Source organism: Exiguobacterium sp. s189 (assembly GCF_018617615.1).
GTDB lineage: Bacteria > Bacillota > Bacilli > Exiguobacteriales > Exiguobacteriaceae > Exiguobacterium > Exiguobacterium aestuarii_A.
The window spans coordinates 1-22,049 of record NZ_JACSKM010000004.1 but is presented as its reverse complement, the minus strand read 5'-3'; the positions used below and the strand labels follow the sequence as shown (position 1 = coordinate 22,049).

The window sequence follows — 22,049 nt, the reverse complement described above, 5'->3', positions numbered from 1 at the left end:
TGTTCCTCTAATTCTTGATCCTGCTTTTTCAAAACACTTAAATCGGTAATTTCCTGCCGAATCCCTTGCGGCTCTCTTTTCACAAGAGGTATTATCCATGCCGATATAAACTCTTGACTCAAGGTTTCGAACTTTTCTCGATTCCTATTTTTCATCATCAATCGCGTAATGCCCCTCTCGACATATCTCTAGAAACTCACAAAATCGACAATGGCTTCCTGGGTTAGCTAGACTGTCAGTTGTCTGATTAGGTGAATTATAAAATAATCTAAATTTCTTCAAAGAACCGTTATAACTAACGTTTTCGATTTTATATCGATCATCTTGACGAGGATATTGGGCAACTTCATTTTTAACCTCCTGCAAAATTAATTTCTTGTATGCCCCGCTCAACTGCGGATAGAGGCAAGAAAGATACATCTCAGTTTTTTCCCAATTTTTGAAGGTATGATAAACGCTTCTCAACATTTTCTTATATAAAAGTTGTTGATGGAACCGAGACGAATAAGTGCCAAAATCATTCAAGATATATGAGAATGTAGCACGTTGTGGACATTGATTGGCCTCATCTATTAAGAGTCTATCTTTAAAATCTGGTAAGGAAATATCGTCTTTCTTTTCTGTTGAATCAATCTCTTCATTTTTTAGGTTCGAAGGTTCTTCGATGAAATTAGCCACTTTGAAATAGTAAGCCATGTCTAAATCGTAACCCGTTTCTAAATTTCTTACGTACGAAATCCTTACATCATCTGCGCCAATTAACAACGTATATAACAAATATCTAGTTATGGCCCCAGAGTGATCCTTCAACTCTTTGAAAAGGTGTAGCTCTGATCTGAAGACGCTCAATTCATCGATAGTTTTACTTGAAAGTGGCCAGATTTTATATTTGGTACTCATCGGTAACGCGTCCGCATCAGTGAAGCCCAGGTGGATGTTTCGTTTTTGCTTAAACGCCATCCCATCTGCGACGAATAGCGCCCCCACCTTGTCTATCATCTCTTCTTCATCGTCATAACTTTGTAGTCCAGATTGGAGATAAAAACGTAAACCATCCATGATGTCTAATAGTGAGAATTTCAAAGTCTCATCTTTCAATTCTCCAAGTTTCATCATCAAGTCTTTCAACAAGACTACTTCTTCCTCATGACGTTTCTCTTCGGCAGAGACACTGACATAGGTCTTGAGTTTTTCAAGATGTTCTCCAATTCTCACGTCAGTTTCCACTTCGAAAAGTTGATGAACCATTCGACCAATCATAAGGAGACCCTGTTGTATCACTTTCATATCTTCGATGCTTACTTTGAAATAAGAAAGCTGCTCAAGAGGCCTCCCGTGGAGGCGATGGACACGTCCCGCAGGCAATGGACGGAATGATTCCCATCTCATTTTTTCTTCTATCAAAAAATTTATCTTTTCAAGCCATTCTTCTATTGTCAGAAATTGAGCCTCTCGTCCATCAAGAAATCCTTCACCAAGGTAAAAATAAGGAAGGAGCTGGTCTAACTGTTTTGTGTACATGGACATGTTGATTTTGGAACCATCTTTTCCATCGACATAAAGATGTCCACTGTTAAATAATCTTTGTAATACATCTGGTTTCAATACCTTTTCAATAACCGAAGAATTATTGTGCGGTGTTTTTTGCTCTGTGTACAAGTTATGCAGTTCGAATAGAAAACGACCAATAGGATAATCAATTAATGATGGCGCTTTTTTTTCAATCAACCCAGCATAGTATAACTGTTCCCGTATTTCTCCACCTCGACAAGAAACGAAATGTTCATATTTTTCATCTTTTTCACGCTCTCGAACTTCCCGTTCCTTCGAAAGAAACTCTAGCATGTTCGAATACACAGTCACTTTTCCTAGTTTTTCTTCTTTGAAAGAATGGAATTGACGACCTTCAATCCCCTCTAACAACTGTACCGAGTATGGATGTTGAACAGCTGGTTCGTTGAATGAGGCTGACCACGGTACCTCATCTTTCCATAGGAATCGTTCTACCGTTTCATAAGTATGAGGCAAAAGTTCATCATAATAATTCACGAATATCAATTCAAACTGTTGTTCTAAATGCTTGAAAAAATACTCCTGCAACGGGGTAATGAAGTAAAAGCCATGTAAGACTATCTTTCTTTTACTTAAAGAAGCCTCAACCCGATCATTAATCTGCTCTTCTTCACCAACATTAAACTGATGCAGATTATTCTTGGTTTTCGAATTCTGCTGCAAGAACTCTTTTACAATTCGAGAAAAATACGCGGGGTTTGACAGTAGTTGTTTTTCCCATTCGACCGGTCGAATATCATCACGCATCTCACTCATAATGTCATGGAGCAATAACTCTTCATCACTTTTGTCGACAAGAGTCGAAAACACATTGTCTAACCGCAACTCTTTTAATAATCGGATAGTATAAATCAGTTCTTTTCTATTTTTTTCGAATGATAGAATATGTTTCCTCATTCGAACGTCAGCTTGCGACGAAGACTCCCATCTATTTCTAAGAATTTGTGAAATCTCTAAGTATTGACGCATTTGATTCTTTTGACCACTCCACGCCTTGCCTTGCACCTCTTCTAACAATGGATTGATCGTTAGAAGAGGTGATTTTAACCATTGATATATCCTCAGATTCTCATTAATTGATTCATGTAACGTAGGTGTCGCTGTGATATGGAGGACATCATTATATTCTTTTTGAAACTTTGAGTCTTTCCATGTTAAGTCACTCGGCACCCGGTAAGTAAGTACCTGTCTATTCATTTGATGTTTCCTTTCGTGCAGCAGTTCGTATTAATTTTTCCCACGTGTCCTTATCCCTTAATCCCTTTTGAGTATGAGGTCGAGCCGCATTAATCCATAGACGTTGTTCGGCTCGGGTCATCGCAACATAGAGCAGTCTCGTTTCTTCATTTAACGTTTCGGCGATATCCTCAGCTTTTATCGTTTTGAATGAAGCTGTAGTCACAACTTCATCACCTTCTTTAAAGTGAAAAGCTAATACTTTTTCATGATTGCTCAGACCTTTAGAAGTGAGTAGTACTTTATGTTGATGACCTTGTATCAGACTTGAATCGGTAAACGGAAGGAATACAGAGTGGAATTCAAGTCCTTTCGCCTTGTGAACAGTCATAACTCGAATGACTCTATCTTCGTTAATATCTTTGGAATCGATATCGGCTTCATCTTCGTCTCGATTCGTTGCCAATTGAATTTTCAACCAATCATATATAGAGACTGGATCGTTGACCTCGCCCTTCAAACGTTTGACTGCAATATCTAGTATTTTATACAGATTTCTTTCATACTGAATGAGTTCGTGTGGTTGGTACCCTTGTTCTCCCATGATTCTCTTATACGGAAGTTCCATCACGGCGTTTTGAAGCACTTTATAAAAAGGTTTGATTCGTAAATCTTCTCGCACCTTGCGTATCCACTGCCATCTTTCGTCATCTAGGTTTCGATTCATCTCTAAAGTCAGTCGAGCAATATCCCCTTCGTACTGCACAAGATGATTAACATCAAACACGTCCTCAACGAAAGATGATTGACGAAGAGCAAAAAAACTTTCCGGACAACCCTCATTTTTTAATACACGAATCAGCAGAAGGAGGTCTTTGGCCGCTGACGATTTAAAGAGACCTCCACCTACGGAAACTTCAAATATTAAATCATTTCGACCATTTTTCCTTATACCTCTTAATAACTCCTTTATTTTTTGTGCCTCTTTGTTCTTTCTTACTAAAATACCAAGTACTGATTGTTTTTTATCATCTGATGGCAATGTATCATACATGTGAAGAATGCTATCGTCGAGTTTAGGATTTTTAGTTGTCGAGATATTTAAAGTTTCTTTTTTATCAACTGACGAGGATAGATGAGAAATTAATCTACCCGTATCAATACCATTTTTCATTTCATTTGGTAATCGACCTTTCTGCTTCCATGCTTTGAACAGTCTTTCCATTTCTACTAGCAACGCTTTCGAACTTCGGTAATTAATTGTCAATTCATAAGAGAGAAAGTCATTTTTTAGTCGTTTTAAACTCTCAAAGGCTGTATGACTCGCCCCACGAAAACGATAAATCGCTTGTTTGATATCTCCCACTACGAACAACCTGGCTTTCAGTGAGTTCGATAAAGATACGAGTAATTCGATTTGAGGATCATCCGTATCTTGAAATTCATCAACAAAGATATAATCGATGTTAGGCTCTATCGACAGTTGTCGATTACCTTTAACAACTTTTAATAAATCGCGTTTTATGTCCGACAACGTCAGGGCATTATCTCTCAATTTTTCTTGCTTGATTCGATTCGCCATGCGCTCAATTACATATTGGGTCGCTTGCTGATACTTCATGTCTCTCTGGCTGTCTTCTGCAAGATCCCAAGTGAGAGACTCGCTGTCACCGCTTAATCCTTTTTTATCTAGTTCGCTTTGGACGTGCATGAAAAATTTAATCATTTCATACTCTTTAACATCAGAAAAATAAGAAACCTCTTCTTCGTCAATCTCTTCAGTAAGGTACCTTGCAAACTCTTCTCGAATGATTGTTTCTGTTCGATATTTATATGATGCAACACTGACAGTATTCCCCCAGCCTTCGACCACACCTAATTGCTCAAACAAATATTTGGAGAAGGCATCTATCGTCATAATTCTCATACTATTGACTTGCTCCATCAAATCTAAATATTTAATTAGATTTGTAGTCTGATAATAAGATTGGAGACGTTCTTTAATTTTTTTTCGCATATGCGCCGCAGACTCTCTAGTGAATGTAATCATCACTATAGAGTCTAGTTTGACGTCACTTGTATGAATTAAATACATGATGCGCGAAATCATCGTGGTTGTCTTCCCGCTACCGGCACCAGCGTTCACTATAATGTCTGCAGTTGATGGAGCGTGTTCAACACGATATTGACCCCAGTTGAACCGGGAACTCAAATGGTTGTTCTCTATGTAACGTTCATGCTTCGAAGACATCCGGCCATCATTAATCAAAAGCGTCTCATCAACTTTTTGAGAAAGCTCATACACCGCAAGGTTCTTTTGCTCTTCTATGCTACTTATATTTCTTGTAATGACGTCAACCTTCGTCCCCTGCGTTGCCCATTTTTTTAGCTCTTCTATTCGACAATTTGAAAGCTCATTTTCAATCAATAAGATTGAATAAGGAGTCTTTTCACCAGTACGGTAAGCCTCTTTGGTCAGATGAGGTGACAATGATATAAATTGATTTGGAACTGCAGAAGAATCGACTTTATTCGGAGACTCTTTTATGAAGATTTCAGCGATGTGTTCGACATCGGCACGACTATACAATTCATATGTCGTATTTCCATTTTTAGTTTTTCTCCGTTGCGGTCTAGCAAATTTCCCACCCAATGGAAAGTAGTATTCTTTTATCCCTGACTGAATGGATCGCGTTTTAAGGGCGTTCGACATTTTTGATGTTTTTTCATCTTCATCTCCAGCAAACAGCTGAATCCCCATAAAGATATCGTCTTTTTTTACAATGATATCTAGCTTCATCTGAAGATCCGTTTCTTCATGATTGATTACCTCATCGAAATATCCTGATTCTCTAAGAAGGAGTGCGAAATGGAAATCTCGAACCAGTCCTAAATATGCTGTTTGTGCCTTACTTTGAATATGGTATTTTACTAACTCTAACTGGTTAACGTTTGATAATACAGATTCGGTGAAATATTCCGCAAACTCCTTTACAGTGGGTAATCTGTCTAATAAAAAAATTTGCTTTCTTAATTTTGACAAAAAACTAGGGAGTCCAAATGTCGTTGCCGGATGTGTCTCTACCGGAATAACTTCTGGAATTTCATTATATTTTGAATAAGTATTATCTAAAAACTCTTCAACTTGTTGTGAGGAATTTAGAATAGAAAGTACTGATTTCTCTATGTCAAACTACCACCTTCACGTATATTTTCATAATTACATAATAACAAACATGGGGATACTTTCTAAATACAAAACAAAAAACTCCCATTTTATAATGGGAGTTTTTTGTCATTTAAAGTTATTATATGTCCCCAACAACTGCATCTGTTTCACTTCATGCAACAAGCTCTTTTCATCTTCTTGCTCATGAATCTCCGCAATTCGATGACCCATCCGCTCAATCAATCCGACGACGAGAGCATTCCCCATCGTGAAGTATCGCTTGCGGTCTGTCATTGTCGCGGTCCATCCGTATGGGAAGCCATTCAACCCTTCACATTCTTCCGGACGCAAATAGCGCAATTTTTTCGTATACGGGTCTTCGATGACATGGCTCGAACGATTGCACGTTCCTTCGCTCGTCAACATCGTTCTACCTGGAAGGTCTAGCGAATCTGGATATGACATGCCTCCTTCGGCATAGACATAGACGTGACCGCTCGCAGAAGTACGTTCGATTTTTTTCGGCCCTTTCATATAAGCCAATTCTTCTTTTTCTGTACGTCCGGATTTTTTAATCTTCTTTGTATCCAGGTAATAGTGTTTCGGGGCAGGACCAAACTGTTCATACACCTCTTGGACGACTTCGCCGAGCGTCTTAGGTGTTTCTCGAACCGGGAGCGTCTCAAGCGTCGTCACTTGATTTCCCGTCATCACACCTGCATTTCGATAAGTCGCAGAGAATGTGTCCGAGATTTCGACGATGTCTTTCGGCAATTCGAATGTCGAGCCCGGATGCTTCTCGCTCGTCATCTCCATGACCGGGAAAGTCGGTGCAAAGAACCCGTCTTTCAACAACCACTGCTCAGGATTTGCTTTCCCCGCTCGGGTTGAATGCTTTAAATCTGCTCGAGTCGCAAAGATGAAGATGCGACGGCGGCGTTGAGCAAAACCGTAATCGGCAGCATTGATGACTCGCCACTCGACCGTATATCCCTGATCGGCAAACGCACGAAGCATGACACTGAAATCACGCCCTCTTTGTTTCGCAGGTGACTTCATGAGGCGATCGACGTTCTCAAGTAAGACGTAAGGTGGCTTTTCCTGCTCGATGATGTTCATGATTTCCCAGAACAAGACACCCTTCTTCCCTTGAATCCCTTGCTCATTCTTCAAGCTACGTGACACGCTGTAGTCTTGGCACGGGAAGCCACCAACAAGCAAATGGTGTGGCCCTGCTTCCATCCACGACAGCGCGATATCCTCATTCACGTGTTGACCACGTCCTTTAAAACGTTCAGCATAGCAATCAAAGGCCGGTTGTACCTTCGTCGCCGGCTCCCACTGATTGCCCCAAACCACATCGAATTTGTCGGATGTAGGCTCGGCATTCACATCTTCAATTCCTTCAAGCGCGATGCGGAAACCTCCTACACCGGCAAATAACTCAACTACTTTAATCAATGGGAACACCCTTTCGTATTTTCTATCTTTAATTTACTTCATTTACACATTTCTCTCAATGAAAACAGTTTATCACCTATATCAAAAAGGATCAAGCCTATCCTATTTTATCTTTTCTACAAAATATAATCATAATCTATAGTAATATGTTAATAATAACCATTATTGGAGGTCTATATATTGTTGAAATTTGATTCAATCGAGTCACTTTTAAGTAAGACGAGTGAAATTGTTGGTAAAACTTTTGGTGAAATCGACACAGAAAATTATTTTGAACGACTTTCGAATGACAAGGGAATCCTCGGAAAAATAGTTGAAACAGGATTTTATGGATATCCTAACAACAACAAAGCCGAAGCGGACTTTGACAATTTAGGGGTTGAACTAAAAGTCTCCGGGTTCACAGTGACTAAGAAGGGGCTATGGTCTGCCAAAGAACGGATATCACTCTCTCAAATCAACTTTTCAAAAATCGTTGAGCAAGAGTTTCAATATAGTTCTTTAATTTCAAAAAACCGAAAAATTTTATTTATTTGGTATGAATTTGTCAAAGGAGGCGACCCTAGAAATTTTGTTATTCGTGACTATCAATTGTACGATATGACGGCCATCGAACCAGTAATCGAAAAAGATTACTTGGTGATTCAAGACTTTGTAAAGAAAGGACTCGCACACGAACTATCTGAGGGAAACAGCGTCGTTTTAGGAGCCGCCACCAAAGGCGCGTCTGGGCAAACACAAGTTCAACCTTATTCTCCCATCAAAGCTAAAACAAGAGCCTTCTCGATTAAAAACTCTTTCATAAAAGGTGTCTTGAAAGAGCATCGCGCAAGCTATGATGTGCATCTACCGAAAGAACTTACACCGGAAGAGTGGTTGTGGAATCGATTGAGAAAATTCAAAGGGATGACCCAGATTGAAATCCTGAAGACTGTAGACCCCGATTCTGCTAAAGATAAAATCCCGAAAGGCATAGGTGGAATGATTAAGAAACGTGTCATTGGCACCGAAGAGGATTTGGAGAAGGTCGAGATTTTCAATAAATTGACGTATGACATCAGGAGTATCCCCATAAAAACAAACTACTATCCCCTTGAAAAAGCAACCTTCCGAACTCTCCACAGAGAAGATTTTCAAGATGCTTGGGAGATTTCTGATTGGAAGTTATTTTTTGAAGAGAGTACTTTCTTCTATGTCGGTTATCTCGGCGAAAAGAACTCCTCTAAAAATGGACAGCGAAAGTTAGAGTGTTTGTTCAAAGTCGCATTCACCCCTGACGAAATCGAGGACTTCGCAAAGACGTATAAACAGATTCAGAAGGCGCTTATCACAAACAAGATTTCGGACCTCCCAACAGCGACCAAATGTCCAGATTCTCCTCTAGTCATTTCTACGAAAGGCGGAAGAGGTGACTCTTGTTATGAAGCTTTTTTCAAAGGTGGACGAAAAACATGCTTCATGTTCAACAAAGATTTTTTACACAAAAAGTTTCAGCAATCCATGATGATTAAATCTTGAACATATTCTGTTGATAATCTGCTGATTGTATAGGGAATACCTTCTCTAAGAACTCAAGGAGGAGAGGGTATGGCCAGAAACGTACCGAAAGCATCGAGTCCAGCCGTGTTCAAGACGATGAGCGGAAACCGTGGGAAAGATACGAAGATGGAAGTCAAAGTCAGAAAAGCGCTGTGGGCGGCCGGATATCGGTACCGCAAAAACAATCGCAAACTTTACGGGACGCCCGACATCTCGTTTCCTGGATTACGCGTCGTCGTATTTCTGGACTCTTGCTATTGGCACGGCTGTCCCCTCCACTTCAAACTACCGAAGACGAATGCCGATTTTTGGCGTCAAAAGATTGGACGTAACATCGAGCGTGATGCCGACGTCACACAACATTATGTAGAGGAAGGTTGGATCATCCTTCGATTTTGGGAACACCAGGTCAATGATGATTTTGATCATGTCATCTATACCATCACTCATTTCGTTGATATGGCCAAGCAAAACCGACACATACGAAGTGGTTGAGATTAAAAAGTACGTCAGTCCAAATCTTTATCGAACATCGGTTCATCATAGGTCTCGGTCGTTTCATCGACAAGCAGGTTCGCGTAGAATTCCTCTACGTGGCCTCTTTTTTCGCCTTTCTCGTTTAAATATTCAACGATTTTGAATGTATCAGGTGCTTCAAGTCCGATAATGACAATCGGTACGGTGAGTTGCGTGTTCAGCGGCTTCAAATGGTGGACATATTTCTCATACGTCCCAATAGCTCCATCAAAATTACCAGCTCGCTGTAATCGTTGAGTCGCACAAATGATTACTCCGATTCGAGTTTGAATCGCTTTTTCAACGTGATTCAGTTCGCTTGCGATGACCGGTTTCAATAAGTTCCAAGCGATGGTACCCGCATGGTTAAATCCGACCTCGAGTGAGATATTGTCTTTGGCGAAATCAAGACGCCACACATTCTCTGAATAGTCACGATCCTGAAAAATCGGACTCTCGCTCATCCATCCTCTTCTCAAAAATTCCAGTCTGAATAGTTCGTTCAAAGCCTTTGATAGACTCTTGTTCTTTTTAGCGTATTTTTCATTAAATAATTTGATGATGTCATCGTCGCTAATTGATTGAATGATGTCATGAATCTCTGACCAAATCTCCTTGAACTCTTCATTATTCTGCAATATCGTCTCACCGAATCGGTGGGAATGAACTCGATAATTCATAATAAATCCCCCGTCTGTAAATGATAATCACGAACAGAAAGACGAGAATAACGATACACTCTCCATCTTTCAATCGAGTTTGTGACTCATTTAATATTTTGTAAAGATACTACTTAAAGAAAGAAAATACATCATTATTGTAACCGTTTTCTTCATTGATATTAAGCTAATCATAAATATTCATTAGTTATTTCAACACATTTCAAAGCATGCAAACGCCTTGACAATTCCAGCTCGTTATATGAAGTTAGTATTACATTATAATTATTCTAGTCGAGATAGAAACGCTAGAGTAAAAAACAAGGAGGACATAACCCATGTCATTAATCGGCAAAGAAGTACTACCATTCAAAGCACAAGCATTCCAAACAGGTGAATTCCTCGAAGTTACAGAGAACGACTTTAAAGGCAAATGGAGCGTTGTCTGCTTCTACCCAGCTGACTTCACATTCGTCTGCCCAACTGAACTCGAAGACCTTCAAAACGAGTACGCTACACTTAAAAACCTCGGTGTAGAAGTTTACTCTGTCTCAACAGACACACACTTCACACATAAAGCTTGGCACGAAACATCTGAGAAAATCGGAAAAATCGAGTACATCATGATCGGTGACCCATCACACGTCATCTCACGCAACTTCGACGTCTTGAACGAAGAAGACGGCCTCGCAGACCGTGGTACGTTCATCATCGACCCAGACGGCGTCATCCAAACTGTCGAAATCAACGCTGGCGGCATCGGCCGTGACGCGAGCACGCTCGTCAACAAAGTCAAAGCAGCACAATACGTACGCAACAACCCAGGCGAAGTCTGCCCAGCGAAATGGGAAGAGGGTTCTGAAACACTCCGCCCAAGCCTTGACCTCGTCGGTAAATTGTAAGGAGCGATTGCATGTTAGAAGCAGCGATTAAACAACAGCTCGACCAATATCTCCAGCTCATGGAGGGCGATGTCGTCCTCCGTGTGAGCGCTGGGGAAGACAAAGTCTCAAACGAGATGCTCGAGCTCGTCAACGAACTCGCCAGCATGTCATCACGCATCTCGGTCGAACGCGCGACACTCGAGCGTACGCCGAGCTTCAGCGTGAACCGTCTGTCTGAAGAGACAGGAATCGTCTTCGCGGGGATTCCACTCGGACATGAGTTCACATCACTCGTCCTCGCCCTCCTCCAAGTGAGCGGGCGCGCACCGAAAGTCGATGCGGACACGATCAAACAGATTCAAAACATCGAAGGCACGTATCACTTCGAGTCATACATCAGCCTCAGCTGCCACAACTGTCCTGACGTCGTGCAAGCGCTAAACGTCATGAGCGTCCTCAACCCGAACATCACCCACACGATGATCGACGGAGCCGCGTTCAAGGATGAAGTGGAAGCGAAAGAGATCATGGCTGTCCCGACGGTCTTCTTGAACGGAGAATCGTTCGGTAACGGTCGGATGTCACTCGAAGAGATCTTAGCGAAACTCGGTACAGGTCCTGACGCGTCTGCGTTCTCGGACAAAGACCCGTACGACGTCCTCGTTGTCGGTGGCGGTCCAGCTGGTGCAAGTGCGGCCGTATACGCGGCTCGTAAAGGAATCCGTACCGGAATCATCGCGGAGCGCTTCGGTGGCCAAGTGATGGACACGATGGGCATCGAGAACTTCATCGGTACCGCTTATACGGAAGGTCCAAAACTTGTCGCAAGTCTAGAAGAGCACGTCAAAGAGTACGGAATCGACGTCATGAACCTCCAACGCGCGAAGCGTCTTGAGAAAAATGACCTCGTCGAAATCGAACTCGAGAACGGCGCTGTCTTGAAGAGTAAGAGTGTCATCCTCTCAACCGGTGCACGCTGGCGTAATGTCAACGTCCCAGGTGAGGCGGAGTTCAAAAACAAAGGGGTCGCTTACTGCCCGCACTGTGACGGTCCTCTCTTCGAAGGGAAACGTGTCGCGGTCATCGGTGGCGGTAACTCTGGAATCGAAGCGGCCATCGACCTCGCAGGGATCGTCAAGCACGTAACGGTCCTCGAGTTCGCTCCTGAACTCAAGGCCGACCAAGTGCTTCAAGACCGTCTCCACAGCCTCCCGAACGTGACTGTCATCACGAACGCTCAGACGACAGAAATCACAGGTACGGACAAAGTGAACGGCATCTCGTATGTGTCTCGTGAGACGAACGAGTCACACCATGTCGAACTTGAAGGCGTCTTCGTCCAAATCGGCCTCGTCCCGAACACGGACTGGCTCGACTCGGTCGAACGCAACAACTTCGGGGAAATCGTTGTCGACCGTCATGGCGCGACGAACGTCCCAGGCGTGTTCGCGGCAGGAGATTGCACGAACAGCGCCTACAAACAAATCATCATCTCGATGGGTTCTGGTGCGACAGCCGCACTCGGCGCCTTCGACTACATGATTCGCAACTAATACAAAGACTCGCCCTCTATCATGAGAGCGAGTCTTTTTACAATTCAAACGTTTTCCCGGAGTCCGGGATGAATAAGACCGCTTTTCCGCTCCCCGTCTCAAATCGGTAGCCCCTTCGAGGGGTAAATGGATTCCATTCTCCCCCGGTTGTCGGTACGCTTTCCATGTACGTCACATCACTGTACGTTTTGTCCAACGTCTCTTCCGCTTCCGCTACCGAATAAGTCGGTACAGATAACACGATTCCAATACTGACGCTAATCACCCCAAACGCCACAACCCATCGAGTTGATGTCGGCTTTCGAAACTGGGTCATGACCAATAGCGTGATCATCCATCCAATCGGCACACCGAACGTTGCGGCTCCACCATATATCCGAACGTTCACTTCCATCAACATGACAATTACGATACCGCCAACCATCCACCACCACTTCATGAACATCACCTCCCCTTCATTATCCCAAAATCAGGAAAAGACTCAATTTCTTTTTTAGATAATTAACTACATTGATGTATGATGACTCATAGTGTATGATATACAGTATAAAGATGAACGAATGAAGGAGGCGAAAAAATGTCCGATGTCAAAGCCTCGTTGGTGACAGAGTTGCGTCGTGGTACGTTGACGATTGCGGTGCTCAGTCAGTTAAAGACACCACAGTATGGTTACTCGCTCGTCCAAGCATTACTTGATGCCGAGATCAACATTGATCAAAGCACACTCTATCCGCTCTTACGTCGACTTGAAAAACAAGGACTCGTCACGAGTTCCTGGGACACGACGGAGAGTCGGCCTCGAAAGTACTATGTGCTCAGCTCGGATGGAATGGCTATTTTGAAGGAGTTGTACGAAGAATGGATGAAGATGTCGAAAACGTTGACCCGTCTCATTGAAGGAGGAAATAATCATGAATCTTCGTGATGTGTATATCGATGAAGTCACTTCTCGAATCCCTGAATCGATGCGGCAAGATGTCGCCCTTGAATTGGAATCGACCATCGATGACATGACTGGAAATGACCCGTCTGAAACTGCCTTATTTGAAGCGTTGCGCGAACTCGGCGACCCTCATGTTCTCGCTGCTCGTTATGCGAATCGTCCCCTCCATCTCATCGGACCAGCTTTCTTCACACAGTACGTGAACATCATCAAGATTGTCTTACCGATTGCCGTCACGGTCATCACGATTCTCTCCATCATCGGTTATTTGACCAACCCGATTGACGACACGTCTTGGAGTCAATTCTTAATTCAAGCATTCCTTCAGACCGGTGCTGCCATCTTCAACGTTGTCGTCCAGACGCTATTCTGGATTACCCTCACGTTTTTCATCATCGAACGGGTTGTACCTGAGGGCGAGGTCCCCTTCTCTAGATGGAAACCTGAGCAACTGAAAAAGGTGAAACCTCGTTCGACCTCGATCTCTCTTGGTTCGATCTTGTTTGATGTTGTCGCCACCGTTTTGATGGTCGTATTGTATGTGAACGCCGAACAGTTGATTCGCGTCGTCACGGATGGCGAATCCTATCCACTACTCAATTCGTCCGTCTTGAATCAATTCTTCCCATTTGTCATTGCCTTGGCCGTTTTCGGCATCACGATTGCCATTTATAAATGGATCGTTCGACACTGGACGAAGCCGCTCGCCTTGTGTAACGCCCTCTTCAATATCGTATGGATCATCGTCACGGCACTCATTTTACTGCAACCTGATCTAATTTCGACCGAAGCGCTCTCTTTGATTACTGAACAAACGAATATCGACATCGAAACAATCAGTCGCTGGGGTGTATGGAGTATTTTGTTCACGATCATCGTCGTGTGTATCCTCGACCTGGCCGAAGGTTTGATCAAAGCCTTTCGTCGTTGACCTCACATTCAAACGTTTCATTTCCGGGGAAAGTGGAATACCCGACTAGAGAACGGATTTTGAATGGGGAGGCATTTGATGGGTATTCCAACAATCAAGCTACATGACGGTTATGAGATCTCGGTCATCGGACTCGGGACGGTTTATTTAAAAGGTGAAGCAGGGGTCGACGCCATTACGTGTGCCATCCGAAACGGATATCGACTGATCGATTCGGCGATTCGTTATGATAATGAAGGTACAGTCGGTGAGGCGGTTCGCCAATCCGGCATCCCGCGCGAACAACTTTTCTTAACATCAAAATTGCGCGCGCAATATTATGACTACGACCAGGCACTCGAGATGATTCGGGAGTCCTTGTATCGGGCCAACCTCGACTATTGGGATTTGTTCCTCTTGCATTGGCCAAACCCGAAACAAGACAAGTACGTCGAGGCATGGCGTGCCTTGATTCAGGCGAAGAAAAACGGATGGATTCGCTCCATCGGGGTATCGAACTTCATGCCGGAACATCTCGACCGTTTGATTGAGGAGACGGGAGAAACACCGGTCATCAACCAAATCGAGTTACACCCGTACTTCTCGCAAGTCGAGCAGCGGCAAGCCGATAAGGAACGCGGCATCATCACAGAGGCATGGAGCCCGCTCAGTCGCGCCCGTACAGTCATCCATGACGAGAAGATCACCGAACTCGCCAAACAAAAAGGCAAGAGCGTCTCTCAAGTTATCTTGCGCTGGCATATCCAGCTCGGTGTGATTCCGCTCGCCCGCTCTTCTAGTGAGTTACACCAAAAAGAGAATCTCGACGTCTTCAACTTCGAATTGACAGATGAAGAGATGGAGACGCTCAATGCGTTGACGAAGCCAGATGGTCGCATCGATGATCAAGATCCAAGAGAATACGAAGAGTACTAAAAAAGATTGAGCCGACGAAGGCTCAATCTTTTTTATTTAAAACGCCGGAATGGCTGTTTCTTCATAATTTTCTTCTAAGAACGCACGAACTTCATCGCTCGTGAGGGCCTCACCGAGTTTTTGGATTGTTTCGTCGTCCTGGTTGTCTTCACGTGCGACGAGCGTGATCGCAAAGTCGTTCTCGACACCTTCTGTGAGGAGTGCGTCACTCTTCGGTGTCAAACCGAGCGGTGCTGCGTAAGCCGGTGTCATCAAGACCGCATCGACATCATCGTATGCACGAGCGAGCATCAACAAGTCGACTTCTTCAAACTTGAAGTTCTTCGGATTCAATGTGATATCGGCTTGTGTATAGTACGTGCCTTCTTTCTCTCCGAGCTCGATCACATCATGTTGTGCGAGAAGGGAGAGCGAACGGTCGATGTTCGATACGTCGTTGGCGATGGCGATGGTCGCGCCTTCCGGAATGTCTTCCATGTTGTCATAGTTTTTCGCGTATACGCCGTAGTTTGCGAAATAGATCGGTTCGATGGGAACGAGATTCGCATCATTGCTACGGTTGAACTCTTCCATGTACGGGACGTGTTGGAAGAAGTTCGCATCGACTTCTTTCGCCGCAAGTGCCGAGTTCGGTTGGACGTTGTCTCCGAGGACGACGATTTCGAGTTCGATGTTCTCTTCTGCGAGCTGTTCTTTCGCGATTTCAAGCATATCTGTCATCGGTGGGATGAGTGACGCGACTTTCAATGTCTGCGGTTCGTTCGCTTGTTCTGTTTGTGTTTCTGTGTCGTTCCCGCATGCGGCGAGGACGAGTGTGAGTGAGGCAAGAAGTGCCATCAATTTTTTCATATTCATTTCCTACTTTCTGTTTAGCGTTTGTCGATGATACGTGCCACGGTCGTTCCCGTGAATTGGATCAGCTGTACGAAGACGAGCATGATGAGAATCATATAGAGCATGAGTTCGGTCTGGAACTGCTGATACCCATAACGGATGGCAAAGTCACCGATGCCACCGCCCCCGACGACCCCCATAATCGTCGAGTACGAGATAAAGCTGATGATGGATGTCGTCAATCCGAGCACGAGACCGGATCTGGCTTCGACGTAAAGAAACTTGAAGATGATATCTTTCACCGACGCCCCCATCGAAAGCGCCGCTTCAACGACTCCTCGCGGAACATCAATCAACGACTGTTCGACGAGGCGCGCATAATGCGCGATGGCAATGATAGAAAGTGGCACCGTCGCCGCCGCTGTTCCGATGGCTGTCCCGATGATGAGCCGTGTAAATGGAATCAAAAACACGACGAGTAACAAGAACGGGAAAGACCGAACGATATTCACGACCAGGTTGAGGACGGAGAAGACGACTTGGTTCTCTAACAGTTGTCCTTTACGCGAAAGATAAAGCCACGTACCTAATGGAAGTCCAACTAGGATCGCGGCAAGAATCGATACCCCGACCATGATGAACGTCTCGGCAATGGACTGCCAAATCTCCGATTGATAGCGCAACAAGATGTCAGGCATTCGGTTCAGCCTCCTTCCGTAACTGTTCGACGAACCAACTCGGATTCTGATCGATGGCGACCACACCCGTCGGCTCCCGTTCAATCGTCTCATGAACGGCTCCTTCTGCCATAACGGTGACGCGATGACAGATTTGACGAATGACATCCATCTCATGCGTGACGAGGACGATGGTGACGCCTAGTTGTTCATTGACTGACTGGAGGACACGTAGCACTTCTGCCGTCGTGTTCGGGTCGAGGGAAGAGGTTGGTTCATCGCACAGGAGCACGCTCGGTTCGCTTGCGAGTGCACGAGCGATGGCGACCCGTTGCTTTTGTCCACCACTCAACTGGGAAGGATATTTATCGCGATACGTTTCAAGTCCGACAAACTGGAGACATTCCATCACGCGTGCTTCCCATGACGCTTTCGGGCGCTTCGCAAGCTTCAGTGAATCGAGGACGTTATCAAAGACGGTCTTATTCGCGACAAGATTAAATTGTTGAAAAATCATACCGATCCGATGGCGCTTCTTGCGGAGTTCCCGATTGGAGAGCTCGGTCAATTGGTCGCCATCGACTATGACACTTCCACTATCGGGTCGCTCCAATACATTCATCAATCGAAGAAGCGTCGACTTCCCGGCACCACTCGCGCCGATGATCCCGTAAATCTCTCCTTTTCGAATGTGAAGCGATACATCGCGAACGGCCATCTCTTGTCCATAACGTTTATGGACGGACGACAATGTGATCATGGCGGACATCCTTTCTACATCTCGTGAGTGAGTCAACCGTTTACCATTTTAGCGAAGTAAAGAGTCGATGTCAGGTCATGTGCTCACACGAAAAGAACCGCAGTGCGGTTCAGAGTGGATGGCGTTTGAAATGTTCGGCGATGTGTCGTTTCATGGCGTCTCGATTTTCGGCGAAGATGCGATGGCGATGACCATTTCCACCAGAGGGGTGTGGGAACCCGCTCACTACGCGATCCTGATCCAAGAGTCCTCGCTCAACCAATAATTCCACAGCTCGCTTCACATTGACGCCCATCGGTAAGATGAGTGCATCTTGAAGATATGCCATCTCTTCAGCGAAAGTTCCTTCCACGTACTGTCGAAACAAATCCGTTCGAATCATATCTGGGCTCGACCCGTTATAGTTTTTGCCCTTATAAAAGACCGGATAAGGGAGGACCGCCGTGTTTTGTACGAGATGATTTGCTGACCCAAACAAATCGAGCGAGGACTCGATTCCTAAGTGATGATGTAGCTCTAAATCATCCAGCATCGTCACCAAGTTCTTCCGAATCGGACCGGAAAAACTGCCACGTTGTTTGACGGCTCGAAGCGCCTCTTCGTCTGTCGCGTCCCTCAAGTCACGGATCGCCTCGAACGACTGACGCATTTGATACAAACCAGGTGTGATTCCCGCGATGACGACTTTCGCATTTGGATTAATGTATTCGAATGGTGCGTAATAGATGTCGAGTTGTTTCTTTTCGTCACGGTCCAACAAGAATTCTTCGCTTTTTAACGTCTCTTCCTCCAAATCTGATAACTGTAAAATTTTCGATTTGTATGTGTGAAATAACTCCGTCCGCGTCATGTAACTGACACTCCTTTCGTTTGCTTCATTCATCTCTATTTCCCTAAATCTTCATGTGACAAAAGTTCATGTTTCAGACAAATGCTATCCAAAAATAAAGCGCTTCCTTTCCATTTTTTGTGATATCCTGACGGTGTGATTCAGAGTGTTGTTTAGGCAGATTCGCTAATTTCTCACAAGGAGTGTGTTCAAACATGAAAGCAGTCGTTGTCAATTCAGCAAGCAAAGCCAACATTGAAGTCGTGGAAAAGGAAATTCGTCCATTACAATCCGGGGAAGCGCTCGTCGATGTCGAGTACTGTGGCGTGTGTCACACGGACCTTCACGTCGCGGCCGGTGACTTCGGGGATGTGCAAGGACGTGTGCTCGGTCATGAAGGGATTGGGATTGTATCACAAATCGCGGACGATGTTACGAGTCTCAAAATCGGCGATCGTGTCAGCATCGCCTGGATGTACCATGCGTGTGGTCGCTGCGAATATTGTACGACGGGACGCGAGACGTTCTGCCGAAACGTTCAAAATGCCGGCTATAGCGTTGACGGTGGCATGGCCGAGCAAAGTATCGTCGTGGCAGATTATGCCGTCAAAGTGCCAGAAGGCTTGGATCCTGCACAAGCCTCAAGTATCACATGTGCGGGCGTCACGACGTATAAGGCCATCAAAGTCGCGGACGTGAAGCCTGGGGAGACGGTCGTCATCTACGGTTGTGGTGGACTCGGCAACCTAGCCATCCAATATGCGAAACACGTCTTCAACGCGCACGTCATCGCTGTCGATTTGAACGACGACAAGCTCGAACTCGCTAAAGAGAGTGGCGCCGATTTGACGATCAACCCTTCGAACGAGGGAGATGCGGCGAACATCGTTCAAGAGAAGTTCGGCGGAGCACACGCTGCAGTCGTTACGGCCGTCTCAAAAGTCGCCTTCAATTCAGCGGTCAACGCCGTTCGAGCCTGCGGGAAAGTCGTGGCTGTTGGTCTTCCTTCTGAAACGATGGATTTAAACATCCCCCGTCTCGTTCTCGATGGAATTGAAGTTGTCGGGTCTCTCGTCGGGACACGTAAAGACCTAGAGGAAGCCTTCCAGTTCGGGGCTGAAGGACTCGTCGTGCCGGTCGTTCACAAACGTTGTCTTCACGAAGTACAAGATGTCTTTGAAGAAATGGAACAAGGGAAAATTCAGGGACGGATGGTCATCGATTTCAAAAATAAAGATTGCCAGTAAAAAACGGGGCCTTGTGCCTCGTTTTGTTCTAGATTGACGTTGACGGGGTATAGTTGCTTTTGTATAGTTAGGAACGTCTAAAAGCCGGAAACGAAAGAGGAGTGACTTGATTTGACTCCATCAACGTCAACACGTCTACTTGATTTACTGACAGAACGAAACGATCAAGTGCGACGCATAAGTGAACAATCCTGGAATGAGCAGAGTGACATCCACATCTCAAACTCCGAATGGTATATTCTCGCTACACTTTATCAAGCTAAAACGACCATTGCCGAGGTCACACGAGACGTCCACATCTCGCGGCAAGCGATTCATAAACTGATTAAGAATCTAGAAGGTAAGGCGCTCGTCCTCGTGACGGACCATCCGCAAAATCGAAAGGACAAATGCATCGAGCTGACCTCTCTCGGTCACACTTGTTATGAACAGAATGAGGCGCTCAAAGCGCAACTCGAGCAACGAATCCAAGAAGGCATCGGACAAGAGGCGTTCGATCAACTGAAAACCATTCTACGGATGGACTGGAAACTGTAATCGTGTCGGGTTCACTCGTCACGATTTTTATATGCACACCTTGCACTAAACGTCAACCGAGTTGACATTTCACCTTCTGAATGACTATGCTTATAGGTAAGGAAGAGGTGATCGACTTGTTTAAAGCTGGAGACTTAATCATCTACTCGACCCATGGCGTATGTCGGATCGACGACATTTCGGACAAAACGGTCGCAGGAGAAACGAAATCGTACTATACGCTTCACCCCATCAACAACTCACAGAAGTTGCAGATCAGCATCCCGGTCGATAATGACAATGTGATGATGTTGACGTTGCTCGAAGCAGACGAAGCATTAGAGATTTTAGAGTCGTTCCGCTCGCCTGGCGTTGAATGGAATCCGCATTCGAACAATCGCAATCGTGAATTTTTAAATGTTGTCCATTCTGGGAATCGTCACGAGATCGCTCAAGTCGTGAATACGTTGAGCCGTCGACACATCGAGGCACTACAGGCAAACAAAAAGCTGTACGAACAAGATCGTAAAATTTTAGAGAACGCCAAAACCATTTTGGTGAAAGAACTCTCGCTCGCTCTTGAACGTTCAGAAAGCGACATCGAACGTCAAATCGGTGAATACTTACATGAAAGCATGGCGACACTCACACCTTGACCCTTCCACGTGGAAGAGGTCTTTTTTTGTTCTGCCACAATAATATACTTATTTTTACAGTTATCAGGTATCCTAAAACAAACAAGCTAAACGATATAGGGAGGATGTTAGGATGCAACTGCACTCTAGTACGACCCATGTCACCGACACACATGTGATTCGAGCCATCGAGAATAATTTGGCCATCATCCGATTTAATGAAGACAGACGAGTCGCCTACGTCAACGAGATTTTCGCCAGAACGATGGGCTATGAAGTCACTCAATTGATAGGACGACACCATCGTGACCTTTGCTTGCCGGAGTTTGCAAACAGTCCCCAGTATGACTTGTTTTGGCGAAAACTGATGCAAGGAGTCAGTTATCATGACAAAATCGAACGTCTTGCTGCAGATGGTCGAACGGTTTGGTTAGAAGCCACCTATATGCCTATTTTTGATGATACGAACAGACGTGTCATTGGTGTCTCTAAGATTGCAGCTGATATCACATCACGTCAACAGGATGTTCTCCATCTAGCAAACAACCTTCAAGAAACATCAGAGTACTTATCCGCACAGTCTAAGGTTGGTAAGCAGGACGGAGAACATGTGCTAGAAAATGTGAAACAAATTGAAGCAGAATCGATTCAAAACAGGGAACACCTTCTTGCACTCCAACAAGAGGCAAAGACGATCACGGACATCGTCCAAACGATTCGCGAAATCGCTGCCCAAACGAATTTGCTCGCACTCAATGCGGCCATCGAGGCGGCACGAGCAGGTGAGCATGGGCGCGGGTTCAATGTCGTCGCCACGGAAGTTCGCAATCTCTCAAACAAAGTCTCGCTCTCCATTTCAGAAGTGAACAATAACATTGAGGGCATCGTCAAACGGATCGACGACGTGTCGACGAGCATCGGACGTATCTCTCACAAAGTGAAAGATAGCTCTGGACAGCTCGAACAGACGGTCCGAGAGTTCGAGAAATTAGCGGATTCAGCCGCTACACTCGAACAACAGGCGAAGACGTTTCTTAAGATGGTATGACGCTAAAACCGTTCAAATGAAGCTGCGACAACGCGTCCTGCTTCGATTGAACGGTTTTTGTTAGTGTTCTTTAACTAAATCAGGCGAGAATTCTCCCTCCTCTAAGCGTCTCGGGGCGTAGCCCAGCGTAGGCGGGAGATGAATCGCCCGGTCCAAAAGTCTTCTCCTCCTGTGACAGATGTAGC

At 44.8% G+C, this 22,049-nt stretch carries 20 protein-coding genes; 11 read left to right on the top strand and 9 right to left on the bottom strand.

Annotated elements, in window-relative coordinates:
• Positions 1 to 144: 144 nt before the first annotated feature.
• The 3 genes from KNO99_RS06555 to dcm form a co-directional block, all read right to left on the bottom strand.
• Complete coding sequence (locus tag KNO99_RS06555; RefSeq protein WP_214746571.1) at positions 145 to 2,769, bottom strand: hypothetical protein; 2,625 nt, start codon at positions 2,767 to 2,769, stop codon at positions 145 to 147.
• Positions 2,762 to 5,791 carry a UvrD-helicase domain-containing protein gene (locus tag KNO99_RS06550; protein ID WP_214746568.1) on the bottom strand — a complete coding sequence of 1,010 codons (3,030 nt, stop codon included), beginning with the start codon at positions 5,789 to 5,791 and terminating at the stop codon, positions 2,762 to 2,764. Before KNO99_RS06550 ends, KNO99_RS06555 begins: the two co-directional genes overlap by 8 nt.
• A gap of 252 nt (positions 5,792 to 6,043) precedes the next feature.
• A complete protein-coding gene (gene dcm, locus KNO99_RS06545) occupies positions 6,044 to 7,378 on the bottom strand; it encodes a DNA (cytosine-5-)-methyltransferase (RefSeq protein WP_214746566.1) in 1,335 nt (444 codons plus the stop codon).
• 180 nt (positions 7,379 to 7,558) lie between these two features.
• Here dcm and KNO99_RS06540 point away from each other — a divergent pair, with 180 nt between their 5' ends.
• Both KNO99_RS06540 and KNO99_RS06535 read left to right on the top strand, forming a co-directional pair.
• On the top strand, positions 7,559 to 8,896 hold the full coding sequence (locus KNO99_RS06540) for a MutH/Sau3AI family endonuclease (RefSeq protein ID WP_251130980.1): 1,338 nt from the start codon (positions 7,559 to 7,561) through the stop codon (positions 8,894 to 8,896).
• A gap of 69 nt (positions 8,897 to 8,965) precedes the next feature.
• Positions 8,966 to 9,412 (top strand): very short patch repair endonuclease, encoded by a 447-nt coding sequence (locus KNO99_RS06535; RefSeq protein WP_214746560.1) that lies wholly within the window; start codon positions 8,966 to 8,968, stop codon positions 9,410 to 9,412.
• A 14-nt stretch (positions 9,413 to 9,426) separates the two neighbouring features.
• On the opposite strand, the gene KNO99_RS06530 is transcribed toward KNO99_RS06535, so the two are convergent.
• Positions 9,427 to 10,113 carry a BglII/BstYI family type II restriction endonuclease gene (locus tag KNO99_RS06530; protein WP_214746557.1) on the bottom strand — a complete coding sequence of 229 codons (687 nt, stop codon included), beginning with the start codon at positions 10,111 to 10,113 and terminating at the stop codon, positions 9,427 to 9,429.
• A gap of 317 nt (positions 10,114 to 10,430) precedes the next feature.
• On the opposite strand from KNO99_RS06530, the gene ahpC reads away from it, so the two are divergent.
• Together ahpC and ahpF are read left to right on the top strand one after the other, a co-directional pair.
• Positions 10,431 to 10,994 (top strand): alkyl hydroperoxide reductase subunit C, encoded by a 564-nt coding sequence (ahpC, locus tag KNO99_RS06525; protein ID WP_214746554.1) that lies wholly within the window; start codon positions 10,431 to 10,433, stop codon positions 10,992 to 10,994.
• 11 nt (positions 10,995 to 11,005) lie between these two features.
• Positions 11,006 to 12,529 carry an alkyl hydroperoxide reductase subunit F gene (gene ahpF / locus KNO99_RS06520; RefSeq protein ID WP_214746552.1) on the top strand — a complete coding sequence of 508 codons (1,524 nt, stop codon included), beginning with the start codon at positions 11,006 to 11,008 and terminating at the stop codon, positions 12,527 to 12,529.
• Positions 12,530 to 12,566: 37 nt separating this feature from the next.
• Here ahpF and KNO99_RS06515 read toward each other — a convergent pair whose 3' ends face one another.
• Positions 12,567 to 12,968 carry a hypothetical protein gene (locus KNO99_RS06515; RefSeq protein WP_214746549.1) on the bottom strand — a complete coding sequence of 134 codons (402 nt, stop codon included), beginning with the start codon at positions 12,966 to 12,968 and terminating at the stop codon, positions 12,567 to 12,569.
• 138 nt (positions 12,969 to 13,106) lie between these two features.
• On the opposite strand from KNO99_RS06515, the gene KNO99_RS06510 reads away from it, so the two are divergent.
• The 3 genes from KNO99_RS06510 (at position 13,107) to KNO99_RS06500 (ending at position 15,318) form a co-directional block, all read left to right on the top strand.
• Positions 13,107 to 13,454 (top strand): PadR family transcriptional regulator, encoded by a 348-nt coding sequence (locus KNO99_RS06510; protein ID WP_214746546.1) that lies wholly within the window; start codon positions 13,107 to 13,109, stop codon positions 13,452 to 13,454.
• Positions 13,441 to 14,403, top strand: coding sequence for an HAAS signaling domain-containing protein (locus tag KNO99_RS06505; protein ID WP_214746543.1), 963 nt, complete (start codon positions 13,441 to 13,443; stop codon positions 14,401 to 14,403). The genes KNO99_RS06510 and KNO99_RS06505 overlap by 14 nt, the downstream gene beginning before the upstream one ends.
• 78 nt (positions 14,404 to 14,481) lie before the next feature.
• Positions 14,482 to 15,318, top strand: coding sequence for an aldo/keto reductase (locus tag KNO99_RS06500; RefSeq protein WP_214746541.1), 837 nt, complete (start codon positions 14,482 to 14,484; stop codon positions 15,316 to 15,318).
• 36 nt (positions 15,319 to 15,354) lie between these two features.
• Here the strand turns inward: KNO99_RS06500 and KNO99_RS06495 are convergent, their stop codons facing one another.
• The 4 genes from KNO99_RS06495 to KNO99_RS06480 form a co-directional block, all read right to left on the bottom strand.
• Positions 15,355 to 16,167 (bottom strand): MetQ/NlpA family ABC transporter substrate-binding protein, encoded by an 813-nt coding sequence (locus tag KNO99_RS06495; protein WP_214746538.1) that lies wholly within the window; start codon positions 16,165 to 16,167, stop codon positions 15,355 to 15,357.
• Positions 16,168 to 16,187: 20 nt separating this feature from the next.
• Positions 16,188 to 16,850, bottom strand: coding sequence for a methionine ABC transporter permease (locus KNO99_RS06490; protein WP_214696647.1), 663 nt, complete (start codon positions 16,848 to 16,850; stop codon positions 16,188 to 16,190).
• Positions 16,843 to 17,589 (bottom strand): methionine ABC transporter ATP-binding protein, encoded by a 747-nt coding sequence (locus tag KNO99_RS06485; protein WP_214746535.1) that lies wholly within the window; start codon positions 17,587 to 17,589, stop codon positions 16,843 to 16,845. Before KNO99_RS06485 ends, KNO99_RS06490 begins: the two co-directional genes overlap by 8 nt.
• A gap of 109 nt (positions 17,590 to 17,698) precedes the next feature.
• Positions 17,699 to 18,439 (bottom strand): hypothetical protein, encoded by a 741-nt coding sequence (locus KNO99_RS06480; RefSeq protein WP_214746532.1) that lies wholly within the window; start codon positions 18,437 to 18,439, stop codon positions 17,699 to 17,701.
• Between the two features lie 194 nt (positions 18,440 to 18,633).
• On the opposite strand from KNO99_RS06480, the gene adhP reads away from it, so the two are divergent.
• The 4 genes from adhP (at position 18,634) to KNO99_RS06460 (ending at position 21,864) form a co-directional block, all read left to right on the top strand.
• The gene (adhP, locus tag KNO99_RS06475; RefSeq protein WP_214746529.1) at positions 18,634 to 19,665 is read left to right on the top strand and encodes an alcohol dehydrogenase AdhP; all 1,032 of its coding nucleotides are present in this window, start codon (positions 18,634 to 18,636) and stop codon (positions 19,663 to 19,665) included.
• Between the two features lie 111 nt (positions 19,666 to 19,776).
• The gene (locus KNO99_RS06470) at positions 19,777 to 20,202 is read left to right on the top strand and encodes a MarR family winged helix-turn-helix transcriptional regulator (protein WP_214746526.1); all 426 of its coding nucleotides are present in this window, start codon (positions 19,777 to 19,779) and stop codon (positions 20,200 to 20,202) included.
• A 107-nt stretch (positions 20,203 to 20,309) separates the two neighbouring features.
• Positions 20,310 to 20,837: a CarD family transcriptional regulator gene (locus tag KNO99_RS06465; protein WP_353047694.1), complete on the top strand. Its 528-nt coding sequence runs from the start codon at positions 20,310 to 20,312 to the stop codon at positions 20,835 to 20,837.
• A gap of 112 nt (positions 20,838 to 20,949) precedes the next feature.
• The gene (locus KNO99_RS06460) at positions 20,950 to 21,864 is read left to right on the top strand and encodes a methyl-accepting chemotaxis protein (protein ID WP_214746523.1); all 915 of its coding nucleotides are present in this window, start codon (positions 20,950 to 20,952) and stop codon (positions 21,862 to 21,864) included.
• The last annotated feature ends 185 nt before the right edge of the window (positions 21,865 to 22,049 follow it).

What these genes read in the sequence shown, in the direction of transcription:
- KNO99_RS06555 (WP_214746571.1), bottom strand. Translation starts at nt 2,769, where the DNA reads ATGAATAGACAGGTACTTACTTACCGGGTGCCGAGTGACTTAACATGG.
- KNO99_RS06535 (WP_214746560.1), top strand. Translation starts at nt 8,966, where the DNA reads ATGGCCAGAAACGTACCGAAAGCATCGAGTCCAGCCGTGTTCAAGACG.
- KNO99_RS06530 (WP_214746557.1), bottom strand. Translation starts at nt 10,113, where the DNA reads ATGAATTATCGAGTTCATTCCCACCGATTCGGTGAGACGATATTGCAG.
- ahpC (WP_214746554.1), top strand. Translation starts at nt 10,431, where the DNA reads ATGTCATTAATCGGCAAAGAAGTACTACCATTCAAAGCACAAGCATTC.
- ahpF (WP_214746552.1), top strand. Translation starts at nt 11,006, where the DNA reads ATGTTAGAAGCAGCGATTAAACAACAGCTCGACCAATATCTCCAGCTC.
- KNO99_RS06515 (WP_214746549.1), bottom strand. Translation starts at nt 12,968, where the DNA reads ATGAAGTGGTGGTGGATGGTTGGCGGTATCGTAATTGTCATGTTGATG.
- KNO99_RS06510 (WP_214746546.1), top strand. Translation starts at nt 13,107, where the DNA reads ATGTCCGATGTCAAAGCCTCGTTGGTGACAGAGTTGCGTCGTGGTACG.
- KNO99_RS06505 (WP_214746543.1), top strand. Translation starts at nt 13,441, where the DNA reads ATGAATCTTCGTGATGTGTATATCGATGAAGTCACTTCTCGAATCCCT.
- KNO99_RS06500 (WP_214746541.1), top strand. Translation starts at nt 14,482, where the DNA reads ATGGGTATTCCAACAATCAAGCTACATGACGGTTATGAGATCTCGGTC.
- KNO99_RS06495 (WP_214746538.1), bottom strand. Translation starts at nt 16,167, where the DNA reads ATGAAAAAATTGATGGCACTTCTTGCCTCACTCACACTCGTCCTCGCC.
- KNO99_RS06490 (WP_214696647.1), bottom strand. Translation starts at nt 16,850, where the DNA reads ATGCCTGACATCTTGTTGCGCTATCAATCGGAGATTTGGCAGTCCATT.
- KNO99_RS06485 (WP_214746535.1), bottom strand. Translation starts at nt 17,589, where the DNA reads ATGATCACATTGTCGTCCGTCCATAAACGTTATGGACAAGAGATGGCC.
- KNO99_RS06480 (WP_214746532.1), bottom strand. Translation starts at nt 18,439, where the DNA reads ATGACGCGGACGGAGTTATTTCACACATACAAATCGAAAATTTTACAG.
- adhP (WP_214746529.1), top strand. Translation starts at nt 18,634, where the DNA reads ATGAAAGCAGTCGTTGTCAATTCAGCAAGCAAAGCCAACATTGAAGTC.
- KNO99_RS06460 (WP_214746523.1), top strand. Translation starts at nt 20,950, where the DNA reads ATGCAACTGCACTCTAGTACGACCCATGTCACCGACACACATGTGATT.